This window comes from Goodfellowiella coeruleoviolacea, from assembly GCF_024171785.1.
GTDB classification, from domain to species: Bacteria; Actinomycetota; Actinomycetes; order Mycobacteriales; family Pseudonocardiaceae; genus Goodfellowiella; species Goodfellowiella coeruleoviolacea.
This window is the reverse complement of sequence record NZ_JAMTCK010000012.1, coordinates 192,955-215,784: the sequence shown is the minus strand read 5'-3', so window position 1 is coordinate 215,784 and position 22,830 is coordinate 192,955. Positions and strand designations below refer to the sequence as shown.

Annotated in this window: 23 protein-coding genes; 9 read left to right on the top strand and 14 right to left on the bottom strand. The window is 72.9% G+C overall.

The genetic code is table 11. From position 1 onward, the window contains the following. Positions 1-50 precede the first annotated feature (50 nt). The 4 genes from LX83_RS25100 to LX83_RS38520 all read right to left on the bottom strand — a co-directional run bounded on the left by LX83_RS25100 (position 51) and on the right by LX83_RS38520 (position 4,268). A complete protein-coding gene (locus tag LX83_RS25100) occupies positions 51-1,172 on the bottom strand; it encodes an acyltransferase family protein (RefSeq protein WP_253775796.1) in 1,122 nt (373 codons plus the stop codon). After that, entirely contained in the window at positions 1,169-2,113 is a 945-nt protein-coding gene (locus LX83_RS25095) for an alpha/beta hydrolase (RefSeq protein WP_253775577.1), read from the bottom strand. The genes LX83_RS25100 and LX83_RS25095 overlap by 4 nt, the downstream gene beginning before the upstream one ends. A 113-nt stretch (positions 2,114-2,226) precedes the next feature. Beyond that, positions 2,227-2,922, bottom strand: coding sequence for a response regulator (locus LX83_RS25090; RefSeq protein ID WP_253775575.1), 696 nt, complete (start codon positions 2,920-2,922; stop codon positions 2,227-2,229). Then, entirely contained in the window at positions 2,919-4,268 is a 1,350-nt protein-coding gene (locus tag LX83_RS38520; protein ID WP_253775573.1) for a sensor histidine kinase, read from the bottom strand. The genes LX83_RS25090 and LX83_RS38520 overlap by 4 nt, the downstream gene beginning before the upstream one ends. A 251-nt stretch (positions 4,269-4,519) precedes the next feature. Here LX83_RS38520 and LX83_RS25080 point away from each other — a divergent pair, with 251 nt between their 5' ends. Then, the gene (locus LX83_RS25080) at positions 4,520-5,029 is read left to right on the top strand and encodes a hypothetical protein (RefSeq protein WP_407649655.1); all 510 of its coding nucleotides are present in this window, start codon (positions 4,520-4,522) and stop codon (positions 5,027-5,029) included. Positions 5,030-5,060: 31 nt separating this feature from the next. Here LX83_RS25080 and LX83_RS25075 read toward each other — a convergent pair whose 3' ends face one another. The 3 genes from LX83_RS25075 to LX83_RS25065 all read right to left on the bottom strand — a co-directional run bounded on the left by LX83_RS25075 (position 5,061) and on the right by LX83_RS25065 (position 8,209). Further along, positions 5,061-5,534 carry a MarR family winged helix-turn-helix transcriptional regulator gene (locus LX83_RS25075; protein ID WP_253775571.1) on the bottom strand — a complete coding sequence of 158 codons (474 nt, stop codon included), beginning with the start codon at positions 5,532-5,534 and terminating at the stop codon, positions 5,061-5,063. Positions 5,535-5,702: 168 nt separating this feature from the next. After that, positions 5,703-6,836, bottom strand: a complete 1,134-nt coding sequence (gene metX / locus LX83_RS25070) for a homoserine O-acetyltransferase MetX (protein WP_253775569.1) — start codon at positions 6,834-6,836, stop codon at positions 5,703-5,705. Beyond that, on the bottom strand, positions 6,836-8,209 hold the full coding sequence (locus LX83_RS25065) for a bifunctional o-acetylhomoserine/o-acetylserine sulfhydrylase (RefSeq protein WP_253775567.1): 1,374 nt from the start codon (positions 8,207-8,209) through the stop codon (positions 6,836-6,838). The genes metX and LX83_RS25065 overlap by 1 nt, the downstream gene beginning before the upstream one ends. Before the next feature lie 269 nt (positions 8,210-8,478). On the opposite strand from LX83_RS25065, the gene LX83_RS25060 reads away from it, so the two are divergent. The 4 genes from LX83_RS25060 (at position 8,479) to rdmE (ending at position 13,000) form a co-directional block, all read left to right on the top strand. Further along, entirely contained in the window at positions 8,479-9,534 is a 1,056-nt protein-coding gene (locus LX83_RS25060; RefSeq protein ID WP_253775565.1) for a Gfo/Idh/MocA family oxidoreductase, read from the top strand. A gap of 181 nt (positions 9,535-9,715) precedes the next feature. After that, entirely contained in the window at positions 9,716-10,570 is an 855-nt protein-coding gene (locus tag LX83_RS25055; RefSeq protein ID WP_253775563.1) for an NAD(P)-dependent oxidoreductase, read from the top strand. A 127-nt stretch (positions 10,571-10,697) separates the two neighbouring features. Further along, a complete protein-coding gene (locus LX83_RS25050; protein ID WP_253775561.1) occupies positions 10,698-11,321 on the top strand; it encodes a hypothetical protein in 624 nt (207 codons plus the stop codon). A gap of 41 nt (positions 11,322-11,362) precedes the next feature. Then, positions 11,363-13,000 (top strand): aklavinone 12-hydroxylase RdmE, encoded by a 1,638-nt coding sequence (gene rdmE / locus LX83_RS25045; RefSeq protein ID WP_253775559.1) that lies wholly within the window; start codon positions 11,363-11,365, stop codon positions 12,998-13,000. A 3-nt stretch (positions 13,001-13,003) separates the two neighbouring features. Here the strand turns inward: rdmE and LX83_RS25040 are convergent, their stop codons facing one another. Next, positions 13,004-13,843, bottom strand: a complete 840-nt coding sequence (locus LX83_RS25040; RefSeq protein ID WP_253775557.1) for an alpha/beta fold hydrolase — start codon at positions 13,841-13,843, stop codon at positions 13,004-13,006. Further along, the gene (locus tag LX83_RS25035; protein ID WP_253775555.1) at positions 13,840-14,781 is read right to left on the bottom strand and encodes an alpha/beta hydrolase; all 942 of its coding nucleotides are present in this window, start codon (positions 14,779-14,781) and stop codon (positions 13,840-13,842) included. The genes LX83_RS25040 and LX83_RS25035 overlap by 4 nt, the downstream gene beginning before the upstream one ends. Positions 14,782-14,886: 105 nt before the next feature. On the opposite strand from LX83_RS25035, the gene LX83_RS25030 reads away from it, so the two are divergent. Beyond that, a complete protein-coding gene (locus LX83_RS25030) occupies positions 14,887-15,309 on the top strand; it encodes a MarR family winged helix-turn-helix transcriptional regulator (protein WP_253775553.1) in 423 nt (140 codons plus the stop codon). Here LX83_RS25030 and LX83_RS25025 read toward each other — a convergent pair. Both LX83_RS25025 and LX83_RS25020 read right to left on the bottom strand, forming a co-directional pair. Beyond that, the gene (locus tag LX83_RS25025) at positions 15,268-16,602 is read right to left on the bottom strand and encodes an MFS transporter (RefSeq protein WP_253775551.1); all 1,335 of its coding nucleotides are present in this window, start codon (positions 16,600-16,602) and stop codon (positions 15,268-15,270) included. The two genes, LX83_RS25030 and LX83_RS25025, sit on opposite strands and share 42 nt — an antisense overlap. A gap of 125 nt (positions 16,603-16,727) precedes the next feature. Further along, positions 16,728-17,300, bottom strand: coding sequence for a TetR/AcrR family transcriptional regulator (locus LX83_RS25020; protein ID WP_253775549.1), 573 nt, complete (start codon positions 17,298-17,300; stop codon positions 16,728-16,730). 223 nt (positions 17,301-17,523) lie between these two features. Here LX83_RS25020 and LX83_RS25015 point away from each other — a divergent pair, with 223 nt between their 5' ends. From LX83_RS25015 to LX83_RS25005, 3 genes are read left to right on the top strand one after another with little or no spacing between them, the layout of a single operon-like run. Continuing rightward, positions 17,524-17,976, top strand: a complete 453-nt coding sequence (locus LX83_RS25015; RefSeq protein WP_253775547.1) for a (2Fe-2S)-binding protein — start codon at positions 17,524-17,526, stop codon at positions 17,974-17,976. Then, positions 17,963-18,922: an FAD binding domain-containing protein gene (locus LX83_RS25010; RefSeq protein WP_253775545.1), complete on the top strand. Its 960-nt coding sequence runs from the start codon at positions 17,963-17,965 to the stop codon at positions 18,920-18,922. The genes LX83_RS25015 and LX83_RS25010 overlap by 14 nt, the downstream gene beginning before the upstream one ends. Beyond that, entirely contained in the window at positions 18,922-21,093 is a 2,172-nt protein-coding gene (locus LX83_RS25005; RefSeq protein ID WP_253775543.1) for a xanthine dehydrogenase family protein molybdopterin-binding subunit, read from the top strand. Before LX83_RS25010 ends, LX83_RS25005 begins: the two co-directional genes overlap by 1 nt. A gap of 129 nt (positions 21,094-21,222) precedes the next feature. Here LX83_RS25005 and LX83_RS25000 read toward each other — a convergent pair whose 3' ends face one another. The 3 genes from LX83_RS25000 to LX83_RS24990 are packed head-to-tail and all read right to left on the bottom strand — an operon-like array spanning position 21,223 to position 22,691. Continuing rightward, on the bottom strand, positions 21,223-21,600 hold the full coding sequence (locus tag LX83_RS25000; RefSeq protein ID WP_253775541.1) for a hypothetical protein: 378 nt from the start codon (positions 21,598-21,600) through the stop codon (positions 21,223-21,225). Between the two features lie 18 nt (positions 21,601-21,618). Beyond that, positions 21,619-21,996, bottom strand: coding sequence for a hypothetical protein (locus tag LX83_RS24995; protein WP_253775539.1), 378 nt, complete (start codon positions 21,994-21,996; stop codon positions 21,619-21,621). Then, positions 21,993-22,691 (bottom strand): EndoU domain-containing protein, encoded by a 699-nt coding sequence (locus LX83_RS24990; protein ID WP_253775537.1) that lies wholly within the window; start codon positions 22,689-22,691, stop codon positions 21,993-21,995. Before LX83_RS24990 ends, LX83_RS24995 begins: the two co-directional genes overlap by 4 nt. Positions 22,692-22,830: the final 139 nt, after the last annotated feature.

Genomic DNA, 22,830 nt, shown 5'->3' with positions numbered 1-22,830 from the left:
GTGTGGTACTTGCCAGTCCCTGGCAACAGCCTTCGTCGCGGTCGGGTGGCTCAGCTCGCAACCATTTGGGATGTTTCCGGCGAAACCCGGCGTGACCTGGGCTGGAACAGCCGGAGCAGGCCGGCGAGCAGCGCCGCGAACACCGGCAGCCAGGCCAGTCTGGCCAGCACCCAGCCGGCCCCGGTCGGGGGCTGGTGCAGGCCGGGCAGCGCCCCCAGCACGCCGGCCAGCAGCGTGACGCTCACCAGCGCGGTCTGGTGCAGCAGGAACACCGGCAGCGCCCGGCGGTTCACCCAGCGCAGCACCGCGCCACCCGGCCCGCTCGCGGCCAGGCGGGCCAGCCGCGGTCCGGCCAGCAGCACCGCGCCGACCTGGGCCGCGGCCAGTGCCACCGCCGCCAGCGACGGCGGGAACAGGTTGGACCGGGCCGCGCCGGTGACGCCCACCGCGCTGGCCGGGTAGCCCAGGCCGACCAGCAGCGCGCCCAGCCCGGCCCCACCGGCCAGCAGCAGCGCCGGCAGGGTCCGGCCGCGCACCCGGCGCAGGCCCACGCCGAACTGCCACGACGCCCACCAGGCCGCCAGCAGGTTCACCCAGCCCAGCGCGGCCGGCGCGACCCCCGTGCCCACGGCCAGGTCGACCAGGGCCACCACGCCCACCAGCAGGGCCGGCGCGGCCAGGCCCAGCCGCCGGTCCAGCGAGCACGCCACCGGGGTGAGCGCGAGCAGCGCCAGGTGCACCAGCACGAACCACAGCGGGCTGACCAGCAGCTGGGCCACGGTGCTCACGGTCTGCTGCGGCAATCCGCGCAGCGCCAGCACGGCCAGGCCCGCCGCCCAGCAGGCCGCCACCACCAGCACGGCGCCCACCAGTGGCCGCAGCCGCCGCAGCCACCAGCGCGGCGCGGCAACGCCCCTGGCCCTGGCCGCGGCCAGGCTGGTGGCCGCCGCGTACCCGCCGGCCACGAAGAACAGGCCGAGGGTCTGCAACAGCCAGCTCACCGGCGCCAGCCCCGGCGACCAGCGCAGCGGACTGTCCACTGTGAACCCGGTGGGGCCGGCCACGATCGCGGTGACCAGCCAGTGGCCCAGCACCACGCCGGCGACGGCGATGCCCCGGATCACGTCCACCAGCGGCTCGCGCTGGGCGGTCACGCCCGTCCCCCCGTTCACGCGCGCACCGCCGCGGTCTCGCCCAGCGCGATGCGGGCCAGGTTGCGCAGGGACTCGGTGCCCGGCCGGTAGTAGTCCTCGTGCCGGTGCGCCCCGGCGGTGCCGAAGCGGCGGGCGCCGAACGCGGGGTCGGTGGGGTCGGTGCCGTGCCCCAGGTCGCCCAGGCGGATGTTGGGCACCCAGCCGATCCAGTCGTCGTCCGCCCTGGCCGCCCACACCCGCGCGGTGGTGCCCAGCTCGGCCGCGGTGCGGGCGCGCACCCCGGGGCTGCCGGTGAACACGATGTCGTCCACCCGCGTCCGCGCGGCGGCCAGTCCACACACGACCGTGCCGTAGCTGTGGCAGAACAGCCGGATCGGCACCGCGTCGCCGAGCACGGTGCGCAGCCCGGCGACGAACGAGACCAGTGAGCGCGCGCCCCGCTCGGCCAGCCGGCCGCTGGCCGCGTCCAGGCCGACGCCCTCGGGCGTGTCGTAGCCGAGCCACGCCACCACAGCCACTCTGGACTGTCCACTGTTGACAGACGTGGCGTTGGCCAGCGCGGTGGCCATGCCGTACGGGGAGCGCTCCGGCGCGGTCGGGTTGTCGAACCTGGCGAGGTCCACATCGGACCCGGGAACGACCACGGCGACGCTGCTGGCCCGGTGCAGGTCGCCCAGCACCACGGCCAGCCGGCCCCGGCCCGCCGGGTCGAAGGCGAGCACCTGCGCGCCCCGCCACCGGGCGGCGATCGCGGCCAGCTCCGGCGGCGTGGCCGGGTCGGTGGCCAGCCGCGCCAGGGTGTCCTGGTTGGCCTGGTAGCGCACGGCGATCGGCGCGCCGTCGGTGTTGCCGATCCCCTTCGGCCGGTCGTCGACGTCCGCGGTCGCCGGTGGGTGCGCGCCGACCGCGGTGGCCAGCCCGATCACCAGTGCGGCGATGCCCCGCCAAGTCCACGCCATGTCCGCTGTCCTTCCGTCCCGGTGGTGGTGACGGAAGGCGAAGCTAGGAAGGTGACCCGGGCGGAATCGTCCCGCTGGCGTAGCGGTTTTCCGCTGCTACCCGGGTAGCACGCTCACCGGGCCGGGGTGACCAGACCGGACTCGTAGGCGACCACCACGGCCTGGGCCCGGTCGCGCAGGCCGAGCTTGCCCAGCACCCGGCTGACGTGGGTCTTCACCGTCTGCTCCGCCAGCACCAGGTGGCCGGCGATCTCGGTGTTGGACAGGCCCTGCGCGACCAGCCGGAGCACCTCGGTCTCGCGGTCGGTCAGCGCGGCCAGCTCGGCCGGGCGTTCCCGCGCCGCCGTGCCCACGGGCTGGGCCCGGACGAAGTCCTCGATCAGCCGCCTGGTCACCGACGGGGCCAGCAGGGCCTCGCCGCCGGCCACCACCCGCACGGCCGCGAGCAGGTCGGCGGCGGAGGCGTGCTTGAGCAGGAAGCCGCTGGCCCCGGCGCGCAGTGCCTCGTAGACGTAGTCGTCCAGGTCGAACGTGGTCAGCATGAGCACCCTGGGCCGCTGGCCGTCGGGGGTGTCGGGGTGGTCCAGGATCAGCCGGGTGGCGGCCAGCCCGTCCAGTTCGGGCATGCGCACGTCCATCAGCACCACGTCCGGGCCGGTGCCGGCGGCGGCGAGCGCGCGCACCAGGCCGACCGCGGCGCGGCCGTCCTCGGCGGTGCCCACCACCTCGATGTCGGGTTGGGCGTTGAGCAGCGCGGAGAACCCCTCGCGCACCATGGCCTGGTCGTCCACCACGACGACCCTGATCACCGCTGCCACTGCTCCCCCTGTCCCACCGGCGCGGGCAGCGCCAGCCTCGCCAGCACGGCGAAGCCGCCGTCGTCGGTGGGGCCGGTGCGCACCGACCCGTTGTGCAGCGCGGCCCGTTCCCGCATGCCCACCAGGCCGTGACCACCGCTGGGGCCGTCCGTGGGGCCGTCGGTGGGGCCGGGGCCGGCGGCGGGTGTGCCGTCGCCGGGGCCGTTGCGCACGGCCACCTCCAGCGCGTCCGACCGCCGCCGCACCTCGACCAGCACGGTGGCGCCGGGCGCGTGCCGGCGCGCGTTGGTCAGCGCCTCCTGCACGATCCGGTACGCCGACAGGCCGACCGCCTCGGGCACGCCGGCCGCCAGCTCGGCCCACCCCGCCTCGGCCAGCCGCACGTCCACGCCGGCCCGCCGGGTGGTCGCCACCAGCTCGGGCAGTTGGGCCAGGCCGGGCTGCGGGGACCGGTCCGCCGGCTGGTCGGTGCCGCGCAGCACGCCCAGCAGCCGCTGCATGTCGGTCATGGCGGCCCGCGCCGCCGCGCCGATCTCGCCGAACTCCTGCCGCCCGGCCTCGGGCAGGTCGGCGATCCGGTAGGGCGCGGTCTCGCCGCGCACCGCGATCATGGACATGTGGTGGGCCACCACGTCGTGCATCTCCCTGGCGATGCGCGCCCGCTCGGCCAGCCTGGCCTGCTCGGCCTGGGCCTGCTCGGAGCGCCGCTGCTGCACCAGCAGGGCCTGCTGGATGCGTCCGCGCGCGCCGACGCTGTAGCCGAGCGCCACCACGACCACCAGGGCCACCGCGGTCAACGGCACCATGTCGAGGGTCTGCGCCGGCTGGGCGCTCAGCGGCGGGACCACCAGCAGCGCCAGCACGGTGAACCCGGTGGTGGTGACCACGACGCCGGCCCGGTACCGGACCGCCACGGACAGCAGCACCGGCAGGTAGGCGCACCACTGCCACGCGGTCAGCGGCGTGATCACCGGCGCGGGCAGGGTGGCCAGCACCAGCCGCAGCACCGGCAGCGCGAGCGTGGCCAGCCACCAGCCGTCCAGCGGCCGGCGCACCGACACCAGCATGGGCGCGGCGGTGAGCGCGAAGATCAGCAGCCAGAACGGCGGCGCCCCGTGGCAGGCGACGAACCAGGCGCTGGCCACGATGCTGACCACCAGCGCGTAGCCGGCCGCGGCCAGCCAGACCAGCCGGGCCGTCCAGCGCGGCCAGCGCGCGGGCACCAGCGGCGCCGGCTGCTCGGCCCGGACCAGGACGTCCAGCAGTGCGGTGCCCAGCGGCGCCCACCAGCGCCGGGCCCGACCGGCCCGCGCCGCGCCGCTGTCCCTGCCGCTCATTCATCACCCCTGGTCACTGCCCTGGTGCCGTGTCCGGGCGATGGTAAGCGGCCGGCCGGTGCGCGAACATGCGACCCGGGCGTGAGATTTTCCGCGCTACCTGGGTACTACCTACCGGCAGACGCAGCTCAGCCGCGCGGTGGGCGTGGGTCGGCCGCACCGGAACCGACCGGCGACCGGAGGTGGCGTGGACAGCGGCGGGCGCGGGTTGCGACGATCACCACCGGCAGCAGCACCACCACAAGGGAAAGATGGGTCGCATGGACCGGCCGCACGACCAGGAGCGCTGGCACCGGATGACGAGCGTCGCCGCCGAGGCGTTGGCCGCGGCCAAGGCCGGGGAGGACGCGGTGGCCGTCGACCTGGTGACCGGGTATCTGACCGGGTCGCGCGAACCCAACCAGGACATCAGGGAGCTGGTGCTGCTGCTGTTCGCGGAGTGCAGCGGCATGGTCGCCAGCCTGGGTTCCGGCGAGAGCACACCGGTGCAGATGCAGGTGTTCGACGAGGACGGCCAGGAGGTGCAGATCGACGACGCCGACCCGCCGGTGCGCACCGCGATCCGCACCCTGCTGGCCGAGGTGCACGGCGACCCCGAGGCGGCGGCCGCCCAGATCGAGATCGTGTTGACCAGCGGCGCGCCCGACGAGTTGGCCACGGTGGTGCTCCAGGCGCTGCGCTGGACCATCCGGTTGGCCGCCGAGTGCGCGTCCCGCGACCTGCCGGTGCCCCCGTGGATCGCCGCCGCACTGGCGGACTGAGCCCGACCGCGCACCCCGCTGCCCACCCGCGCTAGTCGGCGCCGGGGACCACCTCGGAGAACGAGGTCACGAACCGGGTGATGAGCCGGGCGAACTCGGTGCGGTCGGCCGCTGACCAGTCGGCCATCACGCGGGCGAACACCCGCTGGCGGAGCTGGTGGGTGCGGGTGAGCACGGCGCGCCCGCTGTCGGTCAGGGTGAGCGCGCTGCGCCGCGCGTCGGCCGGGTCGGCCCGGCGGGCCAGCAGCCCCTGGTCGACGGCACGCGACACCAGTCGGCTGGCCCTGGGCTGGTCCACGCCCAGCGCGGTGGCCACGTCGGTGACGGCGCACGGCTCGCCGCGGTCCTCGACCACGTCCAGCACCCCGAACAGGGTGGGGTCCACCGGCTGGTCACCGCCGGGCGGGGCCAGCCGCGACAGCGACCGGCGGGTCTGGCTGCGCCGGATCGCCACCAGGGCCCGTTCGACCGCGGCGACCGCCTCGTCCTGGTCACTCCTCGACATGCATGCCAGTTTACAACTATTGTTAGATTACATGCATTTGCCCGGGGTGCGTGGTCGACCTGACCCAACCCGCGACGTCCGCGTGCACCGCGCCCGGGCGTTCGGGGCGGTCCGGGCGATCGGCGAACCCGCGCGATCGAACCCGGGTGGCCCGACCCGGGCGCGGCCTCACCGCGCCAGCACCTCCCGCACCAGGTTGCCGACCTGGTCGGTCTCGATGAGGAACGCGTCGTGGCCGTACGGCGAGCGGACCACCCGCAGCCCGGTGGCGGTGGGAATGCCCTCGGCCAGTTCGGCCTGCTGCGCCAACGGGTAGAGCCGGTCGCTGTCGATGCCGGCGACCACGGTGCGGGCCCGCACCCGGCGCAGCGCCTCGGCCACCCCGCCCCGCTGCCGGCCCACGTCGTGGCCGTTCATCGCCTGGCTGAGCACGACGTAGCTGCCCGCGTCGAAGCGGCGCACCAGCTTGGCCGCGTGGTGGTCCAAATAGGACTCGACCGCGAACCGCCCGCCGGTCGCGGGATCCTCGCCCGGCTGCGCGGCCCGGCCGAACCGGTTGGCCAGCTCGGTCTCGCTGCGGTAGCTGATGTGCGCGATCCGCCGGGCGACACCCAAACCCCGGTGCGGCCCCTCACCCGGCTTGGCGTCGTGGTAGTCCCCGCCCTGCCAGCCGGCGTCCGCCGTGATCGCGTGCACCTGGGCGGCGGCCAGCGCGATCTGCTCGGCCGAGGCCGCGGCCGTGCAGGCCAACAGCAGCAGCGCGGCCACCCGGTCCGGGTGGGACACCGCCCACTCCAGCGCGCGCATGCCGCCCATCGACCCGCCCAGCACCGCCGCCCACCGGCGCACGCCCAGCGCGTCGGCCAGCGCGGTCTCGGCGGCCACCTGGTCGCGCACGCTCAGCCGGGGGAACCGGCTGCCCCACGGCCGGCCGTCCGGCGCGGTGCTGGCCGGCCCGGTGCTGCCCTGGCAGCCGCCCAACACGTTGGGCGCCACCACGAACCAGCGCGCCGGATCCAGCGGCCGGCCGGGGCCGACCACCCCGCGCCACCAGCCGGGGGTGGGGTGGCCGGGCTGGCTGGGGCCGGTCACGTGGCTGTCGCCGGTGAGCGCGTGCAGCACCAGCACGGCGTTGTCGCGCTCCGGGGACAGCGCACCCCAGGTCTGGTAGGCCAGCGTGAACCCGGGCAGCACCTCGCCCGACTCCAGCACCAGCGGGTCGGGCGAGCGCAGCCACCGCCGCAGGCCGGGATGGGCGCCCTCCCGCCACGCGCCCGTGGCGGGAGGTGGGTCGAACGCCATCAGTCCTGGGCCGCCTTGGCGGCCCGGAACCCGGCCTCCAGGTCGGCCTTGAGGTCGTCCAGCCCCTCCAGGCCCACCGACAGCCGCACCAGCCCCGGACTGACCCCGGCCAGGGCCTGCTCCTGTTCGCTGAGCTGGCTGTGCGTGGTGCTGGCCGGGTGCACGATCAGGCTGCGCACGTCACCGATGTTGACCAGGTGGCTGAACAGCTCGGTGCCGTCCACGAACGCCCGGCCGGCCGGCACGCCGCCGCGCAACTCGAAGGACACCACCGCGCCCGCGCCGCCGGGCAGGTACTTGCGGCCCAGCTCGTACCAGGGGCTGGAGGGCAGGCCCGCGTAGTGCACCCGCTCCACCTCGTCGCGCCGCTCCAGCCACTCGGCCAGCGCCTGCGCGTTGGCCACGTGCCGCTCCAGGCGCAGCGACAGCGTTTCGATGCCCTGGATGACCAGGAAGCTGGTCAGCGGGGCGATCGCCGCGCCGGTGTCGCGCAGCAGCTGCACCCGCAGCTTGGCGGCGAACGCGCCCGGGCCGAGCGCCGGCCAGTAGCGCAGCCCGTGGTAGCTGGGGTCGGGCGCGCTGAAGTCGGGGAAGCGCTGCTCGTGCGCGCCGAAGTCGAAGGTGCCGCCGTCCACCACCACACCGGCCACGGCCGTGCCGTGCCCGCCCAGGTACTTGGTGGCCGAGTGCACCACGATGTCCGCGCCGTGCTCGATGGGCCGCAACAGGTACGGGGTGGTCACGGTGTTGTCCACCACCAGGGGCACACCCACCGCGTGCGCCACCTCGGCCACGGCCGCCACGTCGAGCACGTTGCCGCGCGGGTTGCCCAGCGACTCGGCGAAGAACAGCTTGGTGTTGGGCCGCGCCGCCGCGCGCCACTGGTCCAGGTCGTCCGGGTCGGCCACGAAGCTGACCTCGATGCCCAGCCGGGGCAGCGTGTAGCGGAACAGGTTGTAGGTGCCGCCGTACAGCGAGGCGCTGGACACCACGTGGTCGCCGGCCCCGGCCAGGGTGAGGATGGTGGCGGTCTCGGCGGCCTGCCCGGAGGCCAGGGCGACCGCGGCCACCCCGCCCTCCAGCGCGGCCACCCGGTTCTCCAGCACCTCCTGGGTGGGGTTGTTGATCCGGGTGTAGATGTTGCCCGGCTCGGACAGGTTGAACAGGGCCTCGCCGTGCGCGGTGTCCCGGAACACGAACGACGTGGTCTGGTAGATCGGGGTGGCCCTGGCACCGGTGACCGGGTCGGGCGCGGCGCCGGCGTGGATCTGCTTGGTCTCGAACGACCACGCCGAGGTGTCCGGGCCGGGAGCGGGTTCGGTGCGCGTCGGTTCGGGGGAAACCGGGCTGGTGTCCGGGGCGTCAACGGTCATCTGCCTGCTCCTGGTGGTGTGGCGGGATGAGGGCACGTCGAATCAGCCCCACGCGGTGCCGGTGGAGGGCGGATTCCGCGTGGCGCTCGGCGAGTCGGGTGGTGGCGGCGATCAGCTCGCCGGGTGACAGGACATGCTGGTGACACGCTTGAGGTCGACGTGCCTTCGTGTCACGAGCGGTCCCACGCCAGGCAACGTAGCGCAGCGTCGACCATTTGCGACAGGACGTTCACCCTGTGGGAGTCAGGGGTCGGCTTAGGCTGGAGCACATGGCAGAGGCACGGGTCGCACTGATCGGATACGGGCTGGGCGGGGAGTCGTTCCACGCGCCGTTCATCGACGTCACCGCCGGCCTGCGGCTGGCGGCCGTGGTGACCGGCAACCCGGAGCGGGCGGCCAGGGCGCGGTCCCGCTACCCGGGCGTCGAGGTGCTGCCGGACGCGGCGAGCCTGTGGTCGCGGGCGGCCGAGTTCGACCTGGCGGTGATCACCACGCCCAACCGCCACCACGCCGAGCAGGCCAGGGCCGCACTGGAGCACGGCATGGCCGCGGTGGTGGACAAGCCGTTCGCGGCCAGCTCCGCCGAGGCCAGGCAGCTGGCCGAACTCGCGGGGCGGCGCGGGCTGCTGCTCTCCCCGTTCCACAACCGCCGCTACGACGGCGACTTCCGCACGGTGCGCCGGCTGCTGGCCGAGGGCGACGCGCTGGGCGCGGTGCACCGGTTCGAGTCGCGGTTCGAGCGGTGGCGGCCCGAGCTGAAGGCGGGCTGGAAGGAGAGCACCGACCCGGCCGACGCCAGCGGCATCGTGTTCGACCTGGGCAGCCACCTGATCGACCAGGCACTGGTGCTGTTCGGCCGGCCGAGGCGGGTGTACGCGGAGATCAGCGCGCGGCGCGCCGGCTCCCAGGTCCCCGACGACGCCTTCCTCGCCCTGCAGCACGAGGGCGGGGTGCACAGCCACCTGTGGCTGAGCGCGCTGGCCGCGGACCGCGGGCCGCGCTTCCGGGTGCTCGGCGACGCCGGCGCCTACGTCAAGCACGGGATGGACCCGCAGGAGGACGCGCTGCGCACCGGCGCCGTGCCCGGCGGCCCCGGCTGGGGCGAGGAACCCGAGTCGGCGTGGGGCCGGCTCGGCGCGGGCGAGGAGTTCCGCCCGGTGCGCACCGAGCCCGGCGGCTACCAGGACTACTACGCCGGCATCGCCGCGGCGCTCACCGACGGCGGCCAGCCCCCGGTGACCGCCGACGACGCCGTCACCGGGCTGGAGGTCATCGAGGCCGCCTACCGCTCCAGCCAGACGCACACCGTGGTGGAGCTGCCCTAGGCGATCTTGGCGGCGCACCCCCGCTTACCTGCCCGAATTATCCCTTGACCTCCAGTTTTGTCGAGATTTTACCGTGGTTGTCGATCAACACGTCGCGGTGGCGCGGCATGCCCGCCCACCGCCCTGGGGAAGGACAACCTCGGTGACAACGAGCACTGCACGCACTGACGCTGCGCCGGCTGTGGCCGTGATCGGCCTGGGGGAGATGGGCGCCGCGGTCGCGGCCGCGTTCCTGGACGGTGGCCACGCCACCACCGTGTGGAACCGCACTCCGGACCGGGGCGACGCCCTGGTGGCCAGGGGGGCGGAGCGGTCGGCGACCGTTCGGGACGCCGTGGCCGCCGGTGACCTGGTGGTGGTGAGCGTGAAGGGCAACGCCGTCGCTCGGGAACTCCTGGCGTCGGCCGGTGCCGCACTGGCCGGCCGCACCGTGGTCAACCTGACCGACGGGACCTCGGCGGAGGTCAGGGAACTGGCCCAGTGGGTCACCGAGCAGGGAGCGGAGTACCTGCACGGGCAGATCATGACCATCGCCCCTGGCGTCGGGCACCCCGAGGCGGTGGTGTTCTACGGCGGCGCGCAGGCGGTGTACGACCGCTACCAGTCGGCCCTGGGGCTGCTGGGCGGCCGGGCCACCCTGGTCGCGGCCGATCCCGGGGTGCCGGTCCTGTACGGGATGGCCGTGCACGGCACCATGTGGGGCCTGCTCAACGGGTTCCTGCACGCGGCCGCGGTGCTGTCCAGCGAGGGACTTCCGGTGCGGCAGTTCCTGGAGCGCGCCGACGCGTCGATGTCCGCGCTGATGGCGTTCCTGCCGTCCATCGCCGAGTGCGTCGACCGGGGCGAGCACGCGGTCGAGTACGGGGCGCTCAAGCACCACCTGCCCTCGGTGGAGGACCTCGTCCGGGAGAGCCGGGCGCGCGGCGTCGACGACGACCTGCCTGGCTCCACCCTGGCCCTGGTGCGCAGGGCCGTTGCCGACGGCCACGCCGACGACAACTACTCGTGGCTGGTCGAGCACTTCCGCGGGCGCTGACCAGGGTGCCGGGTTCGCCCGCTACCCGGGGTCTCGCAGTGGTCGGCGCGGCGTACATCGGCTGCCGTACGCGCGATGCCGCCTGACAACGGACGACGGCGGGGCCGGCGCGGACCAGCATGGGCGCATGCCGACCGCGCCGGCCCGATCCGGGCTTTCCCCCAGTGCACCTGACCGTCCACATGCGACTGGTTCGCACGCGACGAACCGGTCGCGGCACACGACCCAGGCCCGCGCCGGCTGGCGGCTGCGCCCGCGGGCGCGGCGCCTGGTGCTGCTGGCGCACGTGGTGGTGTCGGTCGGCTGGATCGGGGTCGAACTCTGCCTGCTCACCCTGGCGCTGACCGGGCTGGCCGGTACCGATCCCGCGCTGGTCGAGTCGGCCTACCGGGCGGCCGGGCTGCTGGCCGGCGCGTTCTACCTGCCGGTCAGCGTGCTGGCGCTGGTCACCGGGGTGGTGTTGGGCCTGGGCACCAAGTGGGGCCTGGTGCGGTTCTCCTGGGTGGCGATCAAGCTGGTGCTCAACACCGCCCTGGTGGTGGGCGGGAACCTGCTGGTGGTGCCCATGTTCGGCACGGCGGCGCGGCTGGCCGCGCAGGGCCGGGTGGTGGGGTTCGCCAACCAGCCCTCGCTGGTGAGCGCGATGTGCGTGGGGCTGACCCTGCTGACCGCCGCCACCGCGCTGTCCGTGCTCAAGCCGTGGGGCCGGACCTGGTTCAGCCGCACCCGCCATTCCTCTCACTCACAGTAACTCTTGTCTTCTAACTCTCTTAGCAACTAAGCTTCTCTCTCGTGACGACGAACAGCGAGAGCAGCACAGTGGACGAGCGGGTTCCGGTTCTGGTGGTGGGTGCCGGCCTGGCCGGGCTGTCCACCGCGATGTTCCTGGCGCGGCGGGGAATCCGGCCGCTGGTCCTGGAGCGCCACCAGGGCACCTCCATCCACCCCAAGGCCAACGGGCAGAACCCGCGCACCATGGAGCTGCTGCGGATCGGCGGCGTGGCCGACGAGGTGCTGGCGGCCAGCTACGGCACGATCAACGACAGCCTGGTGATCAAGGTCGCCGAGAGCCTGCACGGCCGGGTGTTCCACAGCATCGTGCACAGCCAGCAGGACATGGACTTCAGCACCGCCTCGCCCGCCCCCTGGGGCATGGCCACGCAGGACCGGGTCGAGCCGATCCTGTTGCGGCAGGCGGAGAAGCTGGGCGCGCGGGTGTGGTTCGACACCGAGGTGGTGTCGGTCGAGCAGGACGGGACCGGGGTGACCGCGCGGGTGCTGGACCGGCCGACCGGCCGGCTGAGCACGGTCCGGGCCGACTACCTGGTCGCCGCGGACGGCGGGCGCAGCCCGATCCGGCGCAAGCTGGACATCCCCACGCACGGCCGGGGCGCGCTGTCCCACCACATCGGCGTGATCTTCGAGGCCGACCTGGCCGAACTGGTCGAGCCCAACAAGATCACCCTGTTCTACCTGCAGAACCCCGCGTTCACCGGGGTGCTGGGCGCCTCCGACGAGACCGGCGGCCGGCATATCTTCACCGTGCAGTACCACCCGGAACGCGGCGAGTCGGCCGAGCAGTTCACCGAGCGGCGGCTGGTCGAGCTGATTCGGATCGCCACCGACGCGCCCGAGCTGGAGCCGGTCATCCGGGGCGTGCAGTCCTGGGAGATGGCGGCCCGGATCGCCGACACCTTCCGGGTCGGTCGCGTCTTCCTGGCCGGTGACGCGGCCAAGGTCACCCCACCCACCGGCGGCATGGGTGGCAACGCCGCCGTGCAGGACGGCTACGACCTGGCCTGGAAGCTCGCCGCGGTGCTCACCGGCCAGGCCGGCCCCGGCCTGCTGGACAGCTACCACGCCGAGCGCGCGCCCGTGGCCGAGCTGGTGGTGAACGACTCGCTGGCCAACTACGTGGAGCGGATGGCGCCGCACCTGGCCGGCCCGGACATCCCCGAGTCCGCCGGCCACGACCGGGTGCTGCTCGGCTTCCGCTACCGGTCGGGCGCGATCCTGGCCGAGGACGACGACCCCGCGCCGACCGAGGACCCGTTCCAGCCCACCGGCCGCCCCGGCTTCCGCGCACCGCACGTGCCGTTGCGGGACAACGGAACCGAAGTGTCCACTCTGGACCTGTACGGAGTGGACTGGCTGGTGTTCACCGGGCCGGACGGCGACGCGTGGCACGGCGCGGCCGATGAGGTGGCCGCGCGGCTGGGTGTTCCGCTGCGCGTGGTCCAGGTGGGCGGCGCCGCCGGCCTCGACGACCCCACCGGCAGGTTCACCGAGGTCTACGGGATCGGCGCGGCCGGGGCCAGCCTGGTGCGGCCGGACGGGATGGTGGCCTGGCGCCGCGCCGACCAGCCCGTCGACCCGACCGCCACCCTGCTGGACGTGCTGTGCCGGGTGCTCGACCGGCGCGTGCCCTGAGGCTCAGCCCACCGGGTGCTCGGCCAGGAAGTCCAGCACCAGCGCGGCGAACAGCTCCGGGCGCTCGAACGGCAGCGCGTGCCCGGCGTCGACCGCCACGTACCGCGCGCCGCTGATCGCCTCGGCCATGGCCCGCTGGTGGTGGGGCGGCACCATCTGGTCCTGGCCGGCCGCCACCACCAGGGTGGGCGCGGTGATGTCCGGCAGCAGCGCGGCGATGTCCACGGTCCGGTCGAACTCGCACTGGCGGGCGGTGCCGTCCGGGATCATCGCGGCCAGGCCGTCGGCCAGCGCGACCACCTCGGCCGGGCGCTGACCGGCGACGAACGCCGGGGACATGCCGGACAGCACCACCTCACCGGCCCAGGCGTGCTTGCCGGCCGCCAGCAGCCTGGCCCAGTGGTCGAACTGGAAGGCCATCCGGGCGTCGGTGGTGACCCACCCGGACACCAGGCCGAGCGCGGTGACCCGCCCGGGCGCGGCAGCGGCCACGGCCGCCGCGACCACCGCGCCCATGGACTGGCCGACCAGGTGGAACCGGTCCAGCCCGGCGTGCTCGGCCGCGCCGAGCACCTGGGCGACCAGGTCGGGCAGTCGCAGCGGGCCGCCCGGGTCGGTGGTGGCGCCGGACCCGGACAGGTTCGGCGCGACCACGGTGTACCGCTCGCTGGCCGAGGCGGTCAGGCCGGCCCAGCCCTCCTTGGTCGCGCCGGTGCCGTGCACCAGGACCAGCCCGGGACCGCTGCCGGTCAGGTCGTAGGCCACGTCGCTGGTCCCGCCGCTGACCGGGACGGCCCGTGCGATCCGAGTCGTGGTGGTGGTGGTGGTGGTCGTGGTGCTCATGCCGCTCCTCGCGGGGTGGGGGTGAGGTGGGTGCGGAAGAAGTCGCGGGCCGCGCCGGTCGCCAGCTCGACGATCTCCGGCCGCTCGTAGACGTCGTAGTGGTCGCCGTCGAAGGTGACCAGCCGCTTGGGCTGGCCGGCCCGGTGGAAGGCGGCCAGGGCCGGTTCCGGTGGCGCGGTCCGGTCCTGGTTGGCCACGATCATCAGCAGCGGGGTCGGCGCGATGTCCTCGGCGAAGCTGGCCGGCTGGTGTTCCAGGACCTGCGCCAGCGAGGACACGGTGATCTCGTTGTGGAAGGTGGGGTGGGCGGCCTCGTTGCGCAGGTGCCAGTCCAGCCCGCCCGCGCCCAGCAGGGACTCCTCCCCCTCGGGCGCGGTGATCCGGACGCGCCGGTGGGCGTCGGCGGTGAGGTCCTGCTCGTGCCGGCGCAGCCGCTCGTCCCGCTCGGCCACCAGGGACGCCAGCAGTGCCTCGCGCTCGTCGGCCGGTCGCTGGCGCAGGTAGGGCCACAGGCCGAGCCCGGGCACCTGGGACACCACCGCGCGCACCCGGCGGTCCAGCGCGGCGACCTGGAGCACGTGCCCGCCGGCGAACGAGGTGCCCCACAGGCCCAGCCGGTCGGCGGCCACCCCGGGCTGGGCGGCCAGCCAGGTCAGGGCGTTGCGCAGGTCGGCGCACTGCGCCGAGGGCAGCACCTGCTGGCGCGGCAGCCCCTCGGACTCGCCCAGGTAGCGGTAGTCGATGGTGAGCGCCACCAGCCCGGCGGCGGCCAGCCGCTCGGCGCACGCCGGCAGGTACATCTGCCGCACGCTGGCGAACCCGTTGCCCAGCACCACCCCGGGCAGCTCGCCCGCCTGGTCCGCGGGCCGGAACAGCGTGCCGGCACAGCGCACCCCCTCGCTGTCGAACCACACCTGGTCGACCCGCACCCCGGTCATGAGACCTCATCCTTGTATTCGAACTCTGATACAGACACGAGCGAGGTTTATATCAGAGTTCTGATACACGGCAAAGTGCTCCCACCCCCGGGTAGGCTGCCGCACATGACGGAGCGGCTCGGGTTGTGGATCAAGCGTGCCGAGCAGACCATGATCGCGGCCAAGGAGCACGCGCTGCGCCCGCTCGGGCTGACCGTGCCGCAGTACGCGGCCATGGTGGTGCTGCTGGAACTCCCCGGCGCCTCCGGCGCGGAACTGGCCCGGCGCTGCCTGGTCACCCCGCAGACGATGGCCACCGTGCTGGCCAACCTGGAGAGCAAGGGCCTGGTGGAGCGCCAGCCCCACCCCTACCACCGCAAGCTGCACGAGATCCGGCTCACCCCGGCCGGCCGCCGGCTGGTGGACAAGGCCGACCGGGCCGCGCTCGCCGTGGAGGCCAGGCTGGCCGCCGGACTGTCCGAACAGGACCAGAAAACCCTGCGCGAGCTACTCGACCGCTGCGTCGACAACCTGTCCGGTTCGGACTGACGGGGCAGCGCGCCGCAGGGTCTCGCCCAGGGCCAGCAGGCACACCGCGCTCACCACCGCGCCGCCGACCAGGTACAGCGAGATCGGCCAGGACGCGTGGTCGGCGGTCACCCCGAGCAGCGCGGCGGCCACCGCCGGGGAGAGCCCGCCGCCGAGCACCGCGCCCAACTGGTAGCTCAGCGACACCCCGCTGTAGCGCACGCCCGTGCGGAACAGCTCCGCGTAGTACACCGGCATCACACCGAAGATCGCGCCCGACCCGAAGTAGCCGAGCACCACGGCGAGCAGCACCAGCGCCGGCTGCCGCGTCTCCAGCAGCCAGAACAGCGGGAAGGCGAACACCCCGAGGAAGACCGCGCCGCCGAGCATCACCGGCAGCCGCCCGATCCGGTCGGACAGCCGGGCGAACAGCAGGATCGACACGGCCTGCGCCAGCCCGCCCAGCAGGCTGGCGTTGAGCAGCGTCGTCCTGGCCATGCCCAGGTTCTTCTGCCCGTAGGAGATCACGAACGTGGCCAGCACGAAGATGAACATGTTGAACCCGAGGTTCACGCCGGCGCCCAGCAGCACCCGGCGCCACGCGCCGCGCAGCACCTCGACCACGGGCAGCCGCACCGCGCCGGCCTCGGCGCGCACCCGCTGGAACGCCGGGCTCTCCGCGATGCCCAGCCGCACGTACAGGCCGAGACCGACCAGCACGAGCCCGAACAGGAACGGCAGCCGCCAGCCCCAGGACAGGAACGCGTCCCCGGACACCACCGCGGCCAGCGCCACGGCCGCGTTGGCCAGGAACAGCCCCAGCGGCGAACCCAGGAACGTCCAACTGCCGTACCACCCGGTGCGCCCCGGCGGCGCGTACTCCACGGCCAGCAGCGACGCCCCGCCCTGTTCGCCGCCGAGGAAGAAGCCCTGCACCAGCCGCAGCACCACCAGCAGCACCGGCGCCAGCAGCCCGATCGACTCGTAGGACGGCAGCACGCCGATGAGCGCGGTGCACACGCCGGTCGCGGTCAGGGTGAGCACCAGCATGGCCCGCCGGCCGATCCGGTCACCGAAGTGGCCGATCACCACCGCGCCCAGCGGCCGCGCCAGGAACCCGACCCCGAAGGTGAGCAGGGACAGCAGCGTGCCGATCCGCGGGTCGAACCGGGGGAAGAACAACTGGTCGAACACGGTGGCCGAGGCCGTCCCGTAGAGCAGGAAGTCGTACAGCTCGACCGTGTTGCCCACGGATGCGGCGAGCGCCGCCCTGCGCACCGCGGGCCGGGGAACGCTCTGCGTCGTGCTCGCCACCGCGCCTCCAGGTCTGGTCACCCGGTCCGCCCGCCCGGTGCGAGCACACCGGGCCCATAATCCTGCCTTCCCCCCACCGAGCGCACGCCCAATCCCGCCCGCTGGACACATCCCGGCCGGTGCGGTCAGGCGTCGGCGCGCATCCCCCGCCACAGCAGGTCGGTGAGGCTCGCGGCCTGGCCGTGCCAGTCGCCGTGCGGATCGAGCAACAGCATTCCGCCCAGCGCCCGCATGACCGTTTCCGGGTCCAGGTCAGCGCGGACGGTGCCGGCCGCCGCGTTGGCCCGCACCAGCGTGGTGACCGCGCCGACGACCGCCTCGTAAGCGCTGGCGGGCAGTTCCCGCTGGGACTTGGTCGCGGCGCGCAGGGCGTCGGCAAGGCCGCGCTTGGTCATCATGTAGTGGGCCAGGTGGTCGGTGGCCCAGATCCGGAAGGCCTCGTCGGCGGAGTGCGCCTCCAGCAGGCACGGCACCACCTCGACGAGGTGGCGCACCTCGCGCTGGTAGACCGCGAGGATGAGCGCCTCGGGCGTGGGGAAGTGCCGGTAGACCGTGCCGACGCCCACCTCGGCCTGCTTGGCGATGGCGTTGTACGCCACCTCGCCCGAGGTGGCCAGCGCGGCCGCGGCCGCGACGAGGATCCGCTCGTGGTTGCGCCGGGTGTCGGCGCGCCGGGGACTGACCGCTCCCGTCGTCATCGCCCCTCCCGACTCGTCCCGCGTGCAGGCTAACCCCCCTGGCCCCGGAGCAACTCCAGAACGAGCACTCCTTGCGAAGCGGATTCTAATCCGCTAGCGTCGGCGGCACGGCGAATCGGATATTTATCCGCTTGCTTCACCTCCGCGACGGCGCCACACCGCCGCCACCAACCCATCATGCGTCAAGGCTTCCCCCTCTGGACGACCCGTCGGAAAGAGATCAGTGGACATCTCACTCGAAGTCAACGGCACCACCGAAGAACTCACCGTCGATCCCGGTGTGACCCTGCTGGACGCGTTGCGGGAGCGGCTCGACATCACCGGCCCCAAGAAGGGCTGCGACCGAGGGCAGTGCGGTGCCTGCACCGTGCACGTCGGCGGCCGGCCGGTGCTGTCCTGCCTGACCCTGGCCGCCACCGTGCGACAGCCGGTGACCACGGTGGAAGGGCTGTCCACCGGAGACCAGCTGCACCCGGTCCAGCAGGCGTTCGTCGACCAGGACGCGCTGCAGTGCGGGTTCTGCACGCCCGGGCAGGTGATGTCGGCGGTCGCCGCGGTCGAACAGGGCGTCGAGGACGTCCGGGAGTTCATGTCCGGCAACATCTGCCGCTGCTCGGCCTACCCGAACATCGTCGCGGCCATCGAACAGGCGAGGCAGGCCAATGCGTCCCTTTGAGCTGACCGCGCCCACCACGGTCGACGCCGCGCTCGCCGCGCCGGGCACGTTCCTGGCCGGCGGCACCACCCTGGTCGACCTGATGAAGCTCGACGTCCTCACGCCACAGCACGTGGTGGACATCAACGACCTGCCGCTGCGCGGCATCGACACCGGTGACGGACTGCGGATCGGTGCGCTGGAGCGGATGAGCGACATCGCCGCGCACCCCGGCGTGTACCCGGTGATCGCCCGTGCCCTGCTGCTGAGCGCCTCCCAGCAGCTGCGGAACATGGCCAGCATCGGCGGCAACCTGATGCAGCGCACCCGGTGCTCGTACTTCCGCGATGTCGCCACGCCGTGCAACCGGCGGCACCCCGGCAGCGGCTGCCCCGCGATCTCCGGCACCAACCGGATGCACGCCGTGCTGGGCACCAGCGAGCAGTGCGTGGCAACGCACGCCAGCGACGTGGCGGTCGCCCTGGTCGCGCTCGACGCCGAACTGCGGCTGGCCAGCGCCGAGGGCACCCGCACCGTCGCGCTGGCCGACTTCTACCGCACGCCGGGCGAGACCCCCGAGGTGGAGCACGACCTGCGCCCGGGCGAACTGATCACCGAGGTCGTGGTCCCCCGGCTGGACTGGGCGTCGCGCTCCACCTACGTCAAGGTGCGGGACCGCCAGTCCTACGAGTTCGCGCTGTGCTCGGCCGCGGTCGCCCTGGACGTCCAGGACGGGCACGTCGTCGACGCCAGGGTCGCGGCCGGTGGCGTGGCGACCGTGCCGTGGCGGCTGCCCGCGGTCGAGGCGGCCCTGCGCGGCGCGCCCGCGACCCCGGCGGCCTTCGAGCAGGCCGCGTCCCTGGCCCCCGAAGGAGCAAAGCCGTTGTCCGGCAACGGGTTCAAGGTGTCGTTGCTGAAGCGGACCATTGTCCGCGCCCTGCTCGAACTGACCGAGGGGAGCCGCTGATGGCCAGTCGGGTGGACGCGCCGCTGAAGGTCACCGGCCGGGCCAAGTACGGGGTGGACAACAACTTCCCCGGCATGGTCTACGGCTACCTCGTGCTCAGCACGATCGCGCACGGCGAGATCGCGGCCATGGACGTCACGGCGGCGAGGAGCGCGCCCGGCGTGCTCGCCGTGTACACCCCGTTCGACCCGCTCGAACTGCGCACACCGAACTCCCCGCTGTTCGGCGACACCTGGGTTCCCCTGCAGGACCGGGAAGTCGCCTACTACGGCCAGCCGATCGGCTTCGTGGTGGCCGAGACCTTCGAGCAGGCTCGGGACGCGGCGGCGCTCATCGAGGTCTCCTACCACCAGCGGCCGGCCCGGACCTCGCTGCTGGACGGCCTGGACTCGGCGGAGGACCCGCCGCCCGGCCACGACGGCGCGCCGCCGTCCCTTGAGGTCCTCGCGCCCGGTGTCGAGTCCATTGAGGACGCGCTGGCGGCGAGCCCGGTGGTGGTCTCGGCGACCTACACCACCGCGGCCCAGAACCACGCCCCCATGGAACCGCACTCCGCGGTCGCGGTGTGGGACGCCGACGGCCTGACCGTCTACAGTGGAAACCAGGGCTCCCACATGGTGGCCGCCGAGCTGGCCAGCGCGGTGGCGGCGGACCCGGCGTCGGTGCGCGTGGTGAACCCGTTCGTGGGCGGGGCGTTCGGCGGCAAGGGCCGCACCTCGGCTCCGGCGTTCCTGGCCGCGGCCGCGGCCAGGGCCCTCAACCGGCCGGTGAAGGCCGCGCTCACCCGGGAACAGGTCTTCACCGCGACCGCCAACCGCCCGGCCACGGTGCAGCGACTCTCCCTGGGCGCGGACGCGGACGGCACCCTGATCGCGCTGCGCCACGACTCGTGGTGCGGCACCGCGATGGACCGCTCGTTCGTTGAACCGACCTCGCACGGCACCTCGCGCGAGTGGTACACCACGCAGAACCTGGCCATCAGCCAGAAGATCGTCCCGCTGCACATCCCGCCGGGCACGTTCATGCGGGCACCGGGCGAGGCCCCCGGGTCGTTCGCCCTGGAGAGCGCGATCGACGAGCTGGCGGTCGCACTGCGCATGGACCCGATCGAGCTGCGGCTGCGGAACAACTCGGTCGCGCCGCCCGGCAAGGACCTGCAGTGGTCGAGCAAACACCTCGACGAGTGCTTCCGCATCGGCGCGGCCCGGTTCGGCTGGGCCAACCGCTCCCCCAACGGCCACACCGACGGTGACTGGCTGGTGGGGCTGGGCACGGCCACCGCGATGTTCCCCGCCCTGCGGTTCCCGGCCACCGTCGGGGTCACCCTGCGCGCCGACGACACGGCACTCGTCGCGACCAGCGGCGCGGACCCGGGAACCGGCCTGCTGACCGTGCTCTCCCTGGTGGGAGCCGAATCGCTGGACATCTCCCCGGACCGGGTCACGCCCCAGCTGGGCGACTCGGCACTGCCACCCGGCGGCATGTCCGGCGGCTCGACCGCCACGGCGAGCGCGGGCACGGCCATCATGGTCGCCGCGGCCAAGGTGATCGACGACCTGCTGGCCCTGGCCGCCGCCCCCGGCGCGCCGTTCGCCGGCACGGAGGTCTCCTACGCGGACGGCCGCGTGCTGGCCGACGGCCGGTCCATGACGTTCGGGGAACTGCTGCGCGCGGTGGGCCGCGAGTCGATCACCGCGACCGGCTCGTCCGCCCCCGGCGAGGAGCTGACCAAGCACTCGTTCAGCTCCTTCGGCGCCCAGTTCTGCGAGGTCCGGGTGCACCGGTGGACGCGCGAGATCCGCGTGTCCCGCCTGCTCGGCGTGTTCGACGCCGGCCGGATCATCAACCCGCAGCCGGCCCGCAGCCAGCTCATGGGCGGCATGATCTGGGGCGTGTCCGCCGCGCTGCACGAGGGACTGGACTTCGAGGCGAACGGCCGCCCCGCCAACGCTGACCTGGCGAGCTACCTGGTTCCGGTCAACGCCGACATCCCCGAGATCGACGTGCACTTCGTCGAGTACCCGGACACGCTGCACAACGACCTCGGCGCCAAGGGCGTCGGCGAGATCGGCGTGGTCGGCGTGGCGGCCGCCATCGCCAACGCCATCTACAACGCCACCGGCACCCGGATCCGGCACATCCCCATCCTGCTTGAGGACCTGCTGGACTAGCCGGCGCTTCCCCGCCCAGCTCGGCTGATCACGCGCGAAGCCCCTGGTCGATCGTTCCCCGCACGCACAGCGGACGATCACACCAGGGGCTTCGCGCTGCGAGCCGCACCCGCCGGCCGGCCCGGCGGCTCACCCCTCGGCCTCGTCCGCCGCCGCCCGCTCGGCCGCCCGCTCCCGCTTCCGCAACTCCAGCAACCGCAGGTACGTCTCAACGACGTTGACAAAATCCTCATGACTCACGAGCATCTTGTCCTCAGTCCACATGTTCTCAACGAGAACGCCGTCTGGAGTCACCTGAGCCTCGGTCTCGTCGCCGGTGTAAAAAGGCTCGTTGTCCGCGGTGACCAACTCCGGGTGCCGCGCCTGTTCCGCGCCCTTGACAAGAAACTTGGGCTGCGGCTCGGTGTCCCTGATCAGGTCGTAGAGCACCTGAGCCTCGGGATGGGTTTTCGTGTCGATCTCAATGGTCAGCCTGCCGTCTGACTGCCGTTCAATCCAAACCTGCACCGCTGGTCCCATCAGAGATCACGTCTCGGTCATGCCGCTCGCGTCGTGCCTGGCGTCCCTGTCCCTCTTGCGCAACTCCAGCAGCCGCAGGTAGGTATCAACAAAGTCAACAAAATCTCCGTGACTGAGAAACATCCTGCCCCCGGTCCACATGTTCTCAACAAGAACACCGTCCGGGGTCACCTGGGCCTCAGTCTCGTTGCCAGTAAAAAATGGCACGTTGTCCGCGGTGAGCTGCTCCGGATGCCGCGCCTGTTCCACTCCCTCCAGGAGAGACTCCGGCCACGGCCGGATGTCGCCGATCAGGTCGTAGAGCACCTGAGCCTCGGGATGCGTTTTCGTGTCAATCTCAATGGTCAGCCTGCCATCCTGCTGCCGCTCAATCTCAACCTTCACCTCAACCCCTCCCGATCTTCATATACTGGCCAGGCCGTACCCACATCGTCGAAAGTGGCGTTCATGGCGTCTTTGCCAGGCAAAACAAAGCCCTGGATGCGCACTCCCCGATAGTAGCCTTCCCACTTGCTCTGATTGGTAGCCTGATTCCGCGCGTCAGGCTCTGGCCGGCGTCGATCAGCGAACGCGGAGCGGATGGCATGAGCCACTTCCTCCCGGCTCCAGTGGGATGGGAAGAATGTCGAGTGCGGCTTTGCGGCCTCCTCGCCGTTTGGCAGCGTCTGCCGCATCCTCCCTGCGAAAACGCCATTGTGATCATTTGGCGATCGTCCTTCCAGGGACATGCCCGGTGGCAGCACCTCACCCGGTAGGTAGTGCAACCCCGACAACCGGTTCCGGCGGCGGTGTCCGGTGAACAGGTGGGTGTCCACCCATTCGCGGAGTGGGTACTTGGGCAGGGTGAACGGTTCCGGGGCCGGAATGTCGTCGGGCAGTGGGTAGACCGGCTGGCCGGTGAGCGTCATTCCCAGCGACTTGGCCAGCCAGGTCGCCACGTGTTGTTTGACGGTGTCGCAACAGACCAGCAGGTCCGCTACACGCGTCTGGAGGTGGCCGAACCGGGTGATGGCCAACTCGAAATCGTTCCACGTCGTGCCCTCGCCGACGACGACCAGTACCCCCACGATCTCGTCCACCCGGTCACTGACGAGGCAGATCAGCTGCTCGACGTGCCCCAGGAGATCAACGGCGCTCTCACATGAATCCGCTATCCGCTGAAACGACGGTAACCGCCCCGACAACGAGCAACCCCCCGAATACTTTTCTCCTCCCCGA

Excerpts from the sequence above, each read along its gene's own strand:
- LX83_RS25005 (WP_253775543.1), top strand. The coding sequence starts at position 18,922 with ATGGCCAGTCGGGTGGACGCGCCGCTGAAGGTCACCGGCCGGGCCAAG.
- LX83_RS25060 (WP_253775565.1), top strand. The coding sequence starts at position 8,479 with ATGGCAGAGGCACGGGTCGCACTGATCGGATACGGGCTGGGCGGGGAG.
- LX83_RS25020 (WP_253775549.1), bottom strand. The coding sequence starts at position 17,300 with ATGACGACGGGAGCGGTCAGTCCCCGGCGCGCCGACACCCGGCGCAAC.
- LX83_RS38520 (WP_253775573.1), bottom strand. The coding sequence starts at position 4,268 with ATGAGCGGCAGGGACAGCGGCGCGGCGCGGGCCGGTCGGGCCCGGCGC.
- LX83_RS25010 (WP_253775545.1), top strand. The coding sequence starts at position 17,963 with ATGCGTCCCTTTGAGCTGACCGCGCCCACCACGGTCGACGCCGCGCTC.
- LX83_RS25080 (WP_407649655.1), top strand. The coding sequence starts at position 4,520 with ATGGGTCGCATGGACCGGCCGCACGACCAGGAGCGCTGGCACCGGATG.
- LX83_RS25065 (WP_253775567.1), bottom strand. The coding sequence starts at position 8,209 with ATGACCGTTGACGCCCCGGACACCAGCCCGGTTTCCCCCGAACCGACG.
- LX83_RS25075 (WP_253775571.1), bottom strand. The coding sequence starts at position 5,534 with ATGTCGAGGAGTGACCAGGACGAGGCGGTCGCCGCGGTCGAACGGGCC.
- LX83_RS25030 (WP_253775553.1), top strand. The coding sequence starts at position 14,887 with ATGACGGAGCGGCTCGGGTTGTGGATCAAGCGTGCCGAGCAGACCATG.
- LX83_RS25035 (WP_253775555.1), bottom strand. The coding sequence starts at position 14,781 with ATGACCGGGGTGCGGGTCGACCAGGTGTGGTTCGACAGCGAGGGGGTG.
- LX83_RS25040 (WP_253775557.1), bottom strand. The coding sequence starts at position 13,843 with ATGAGCACCACGACCACCACCACCACCACCACGACTCGGATCGCACGG.
- LX83_RS25050 (WP_253775561.1), top strand. The coding sequence starts at position 10,698 with ATGCCGACCGCGCCGGCCCGATCCGGGCTTTCCCCCAGTGCACCTGAC.
- metX (WP_253775569.1), bottom strand. The coding sequence starts at position 6,836 with ATGGCGTTCGACCCACCTCCCGCCACGGGCGCGTGGCGGGAGGGCGCC.
- LX83_RS25095 (WP_253775577.1), bottom strand. The coding sequence starts at position 2,113 with ATGGCGTGGACTTGGCGGGGCATCGCCGCACTGGTGATCGGGCTGGCC.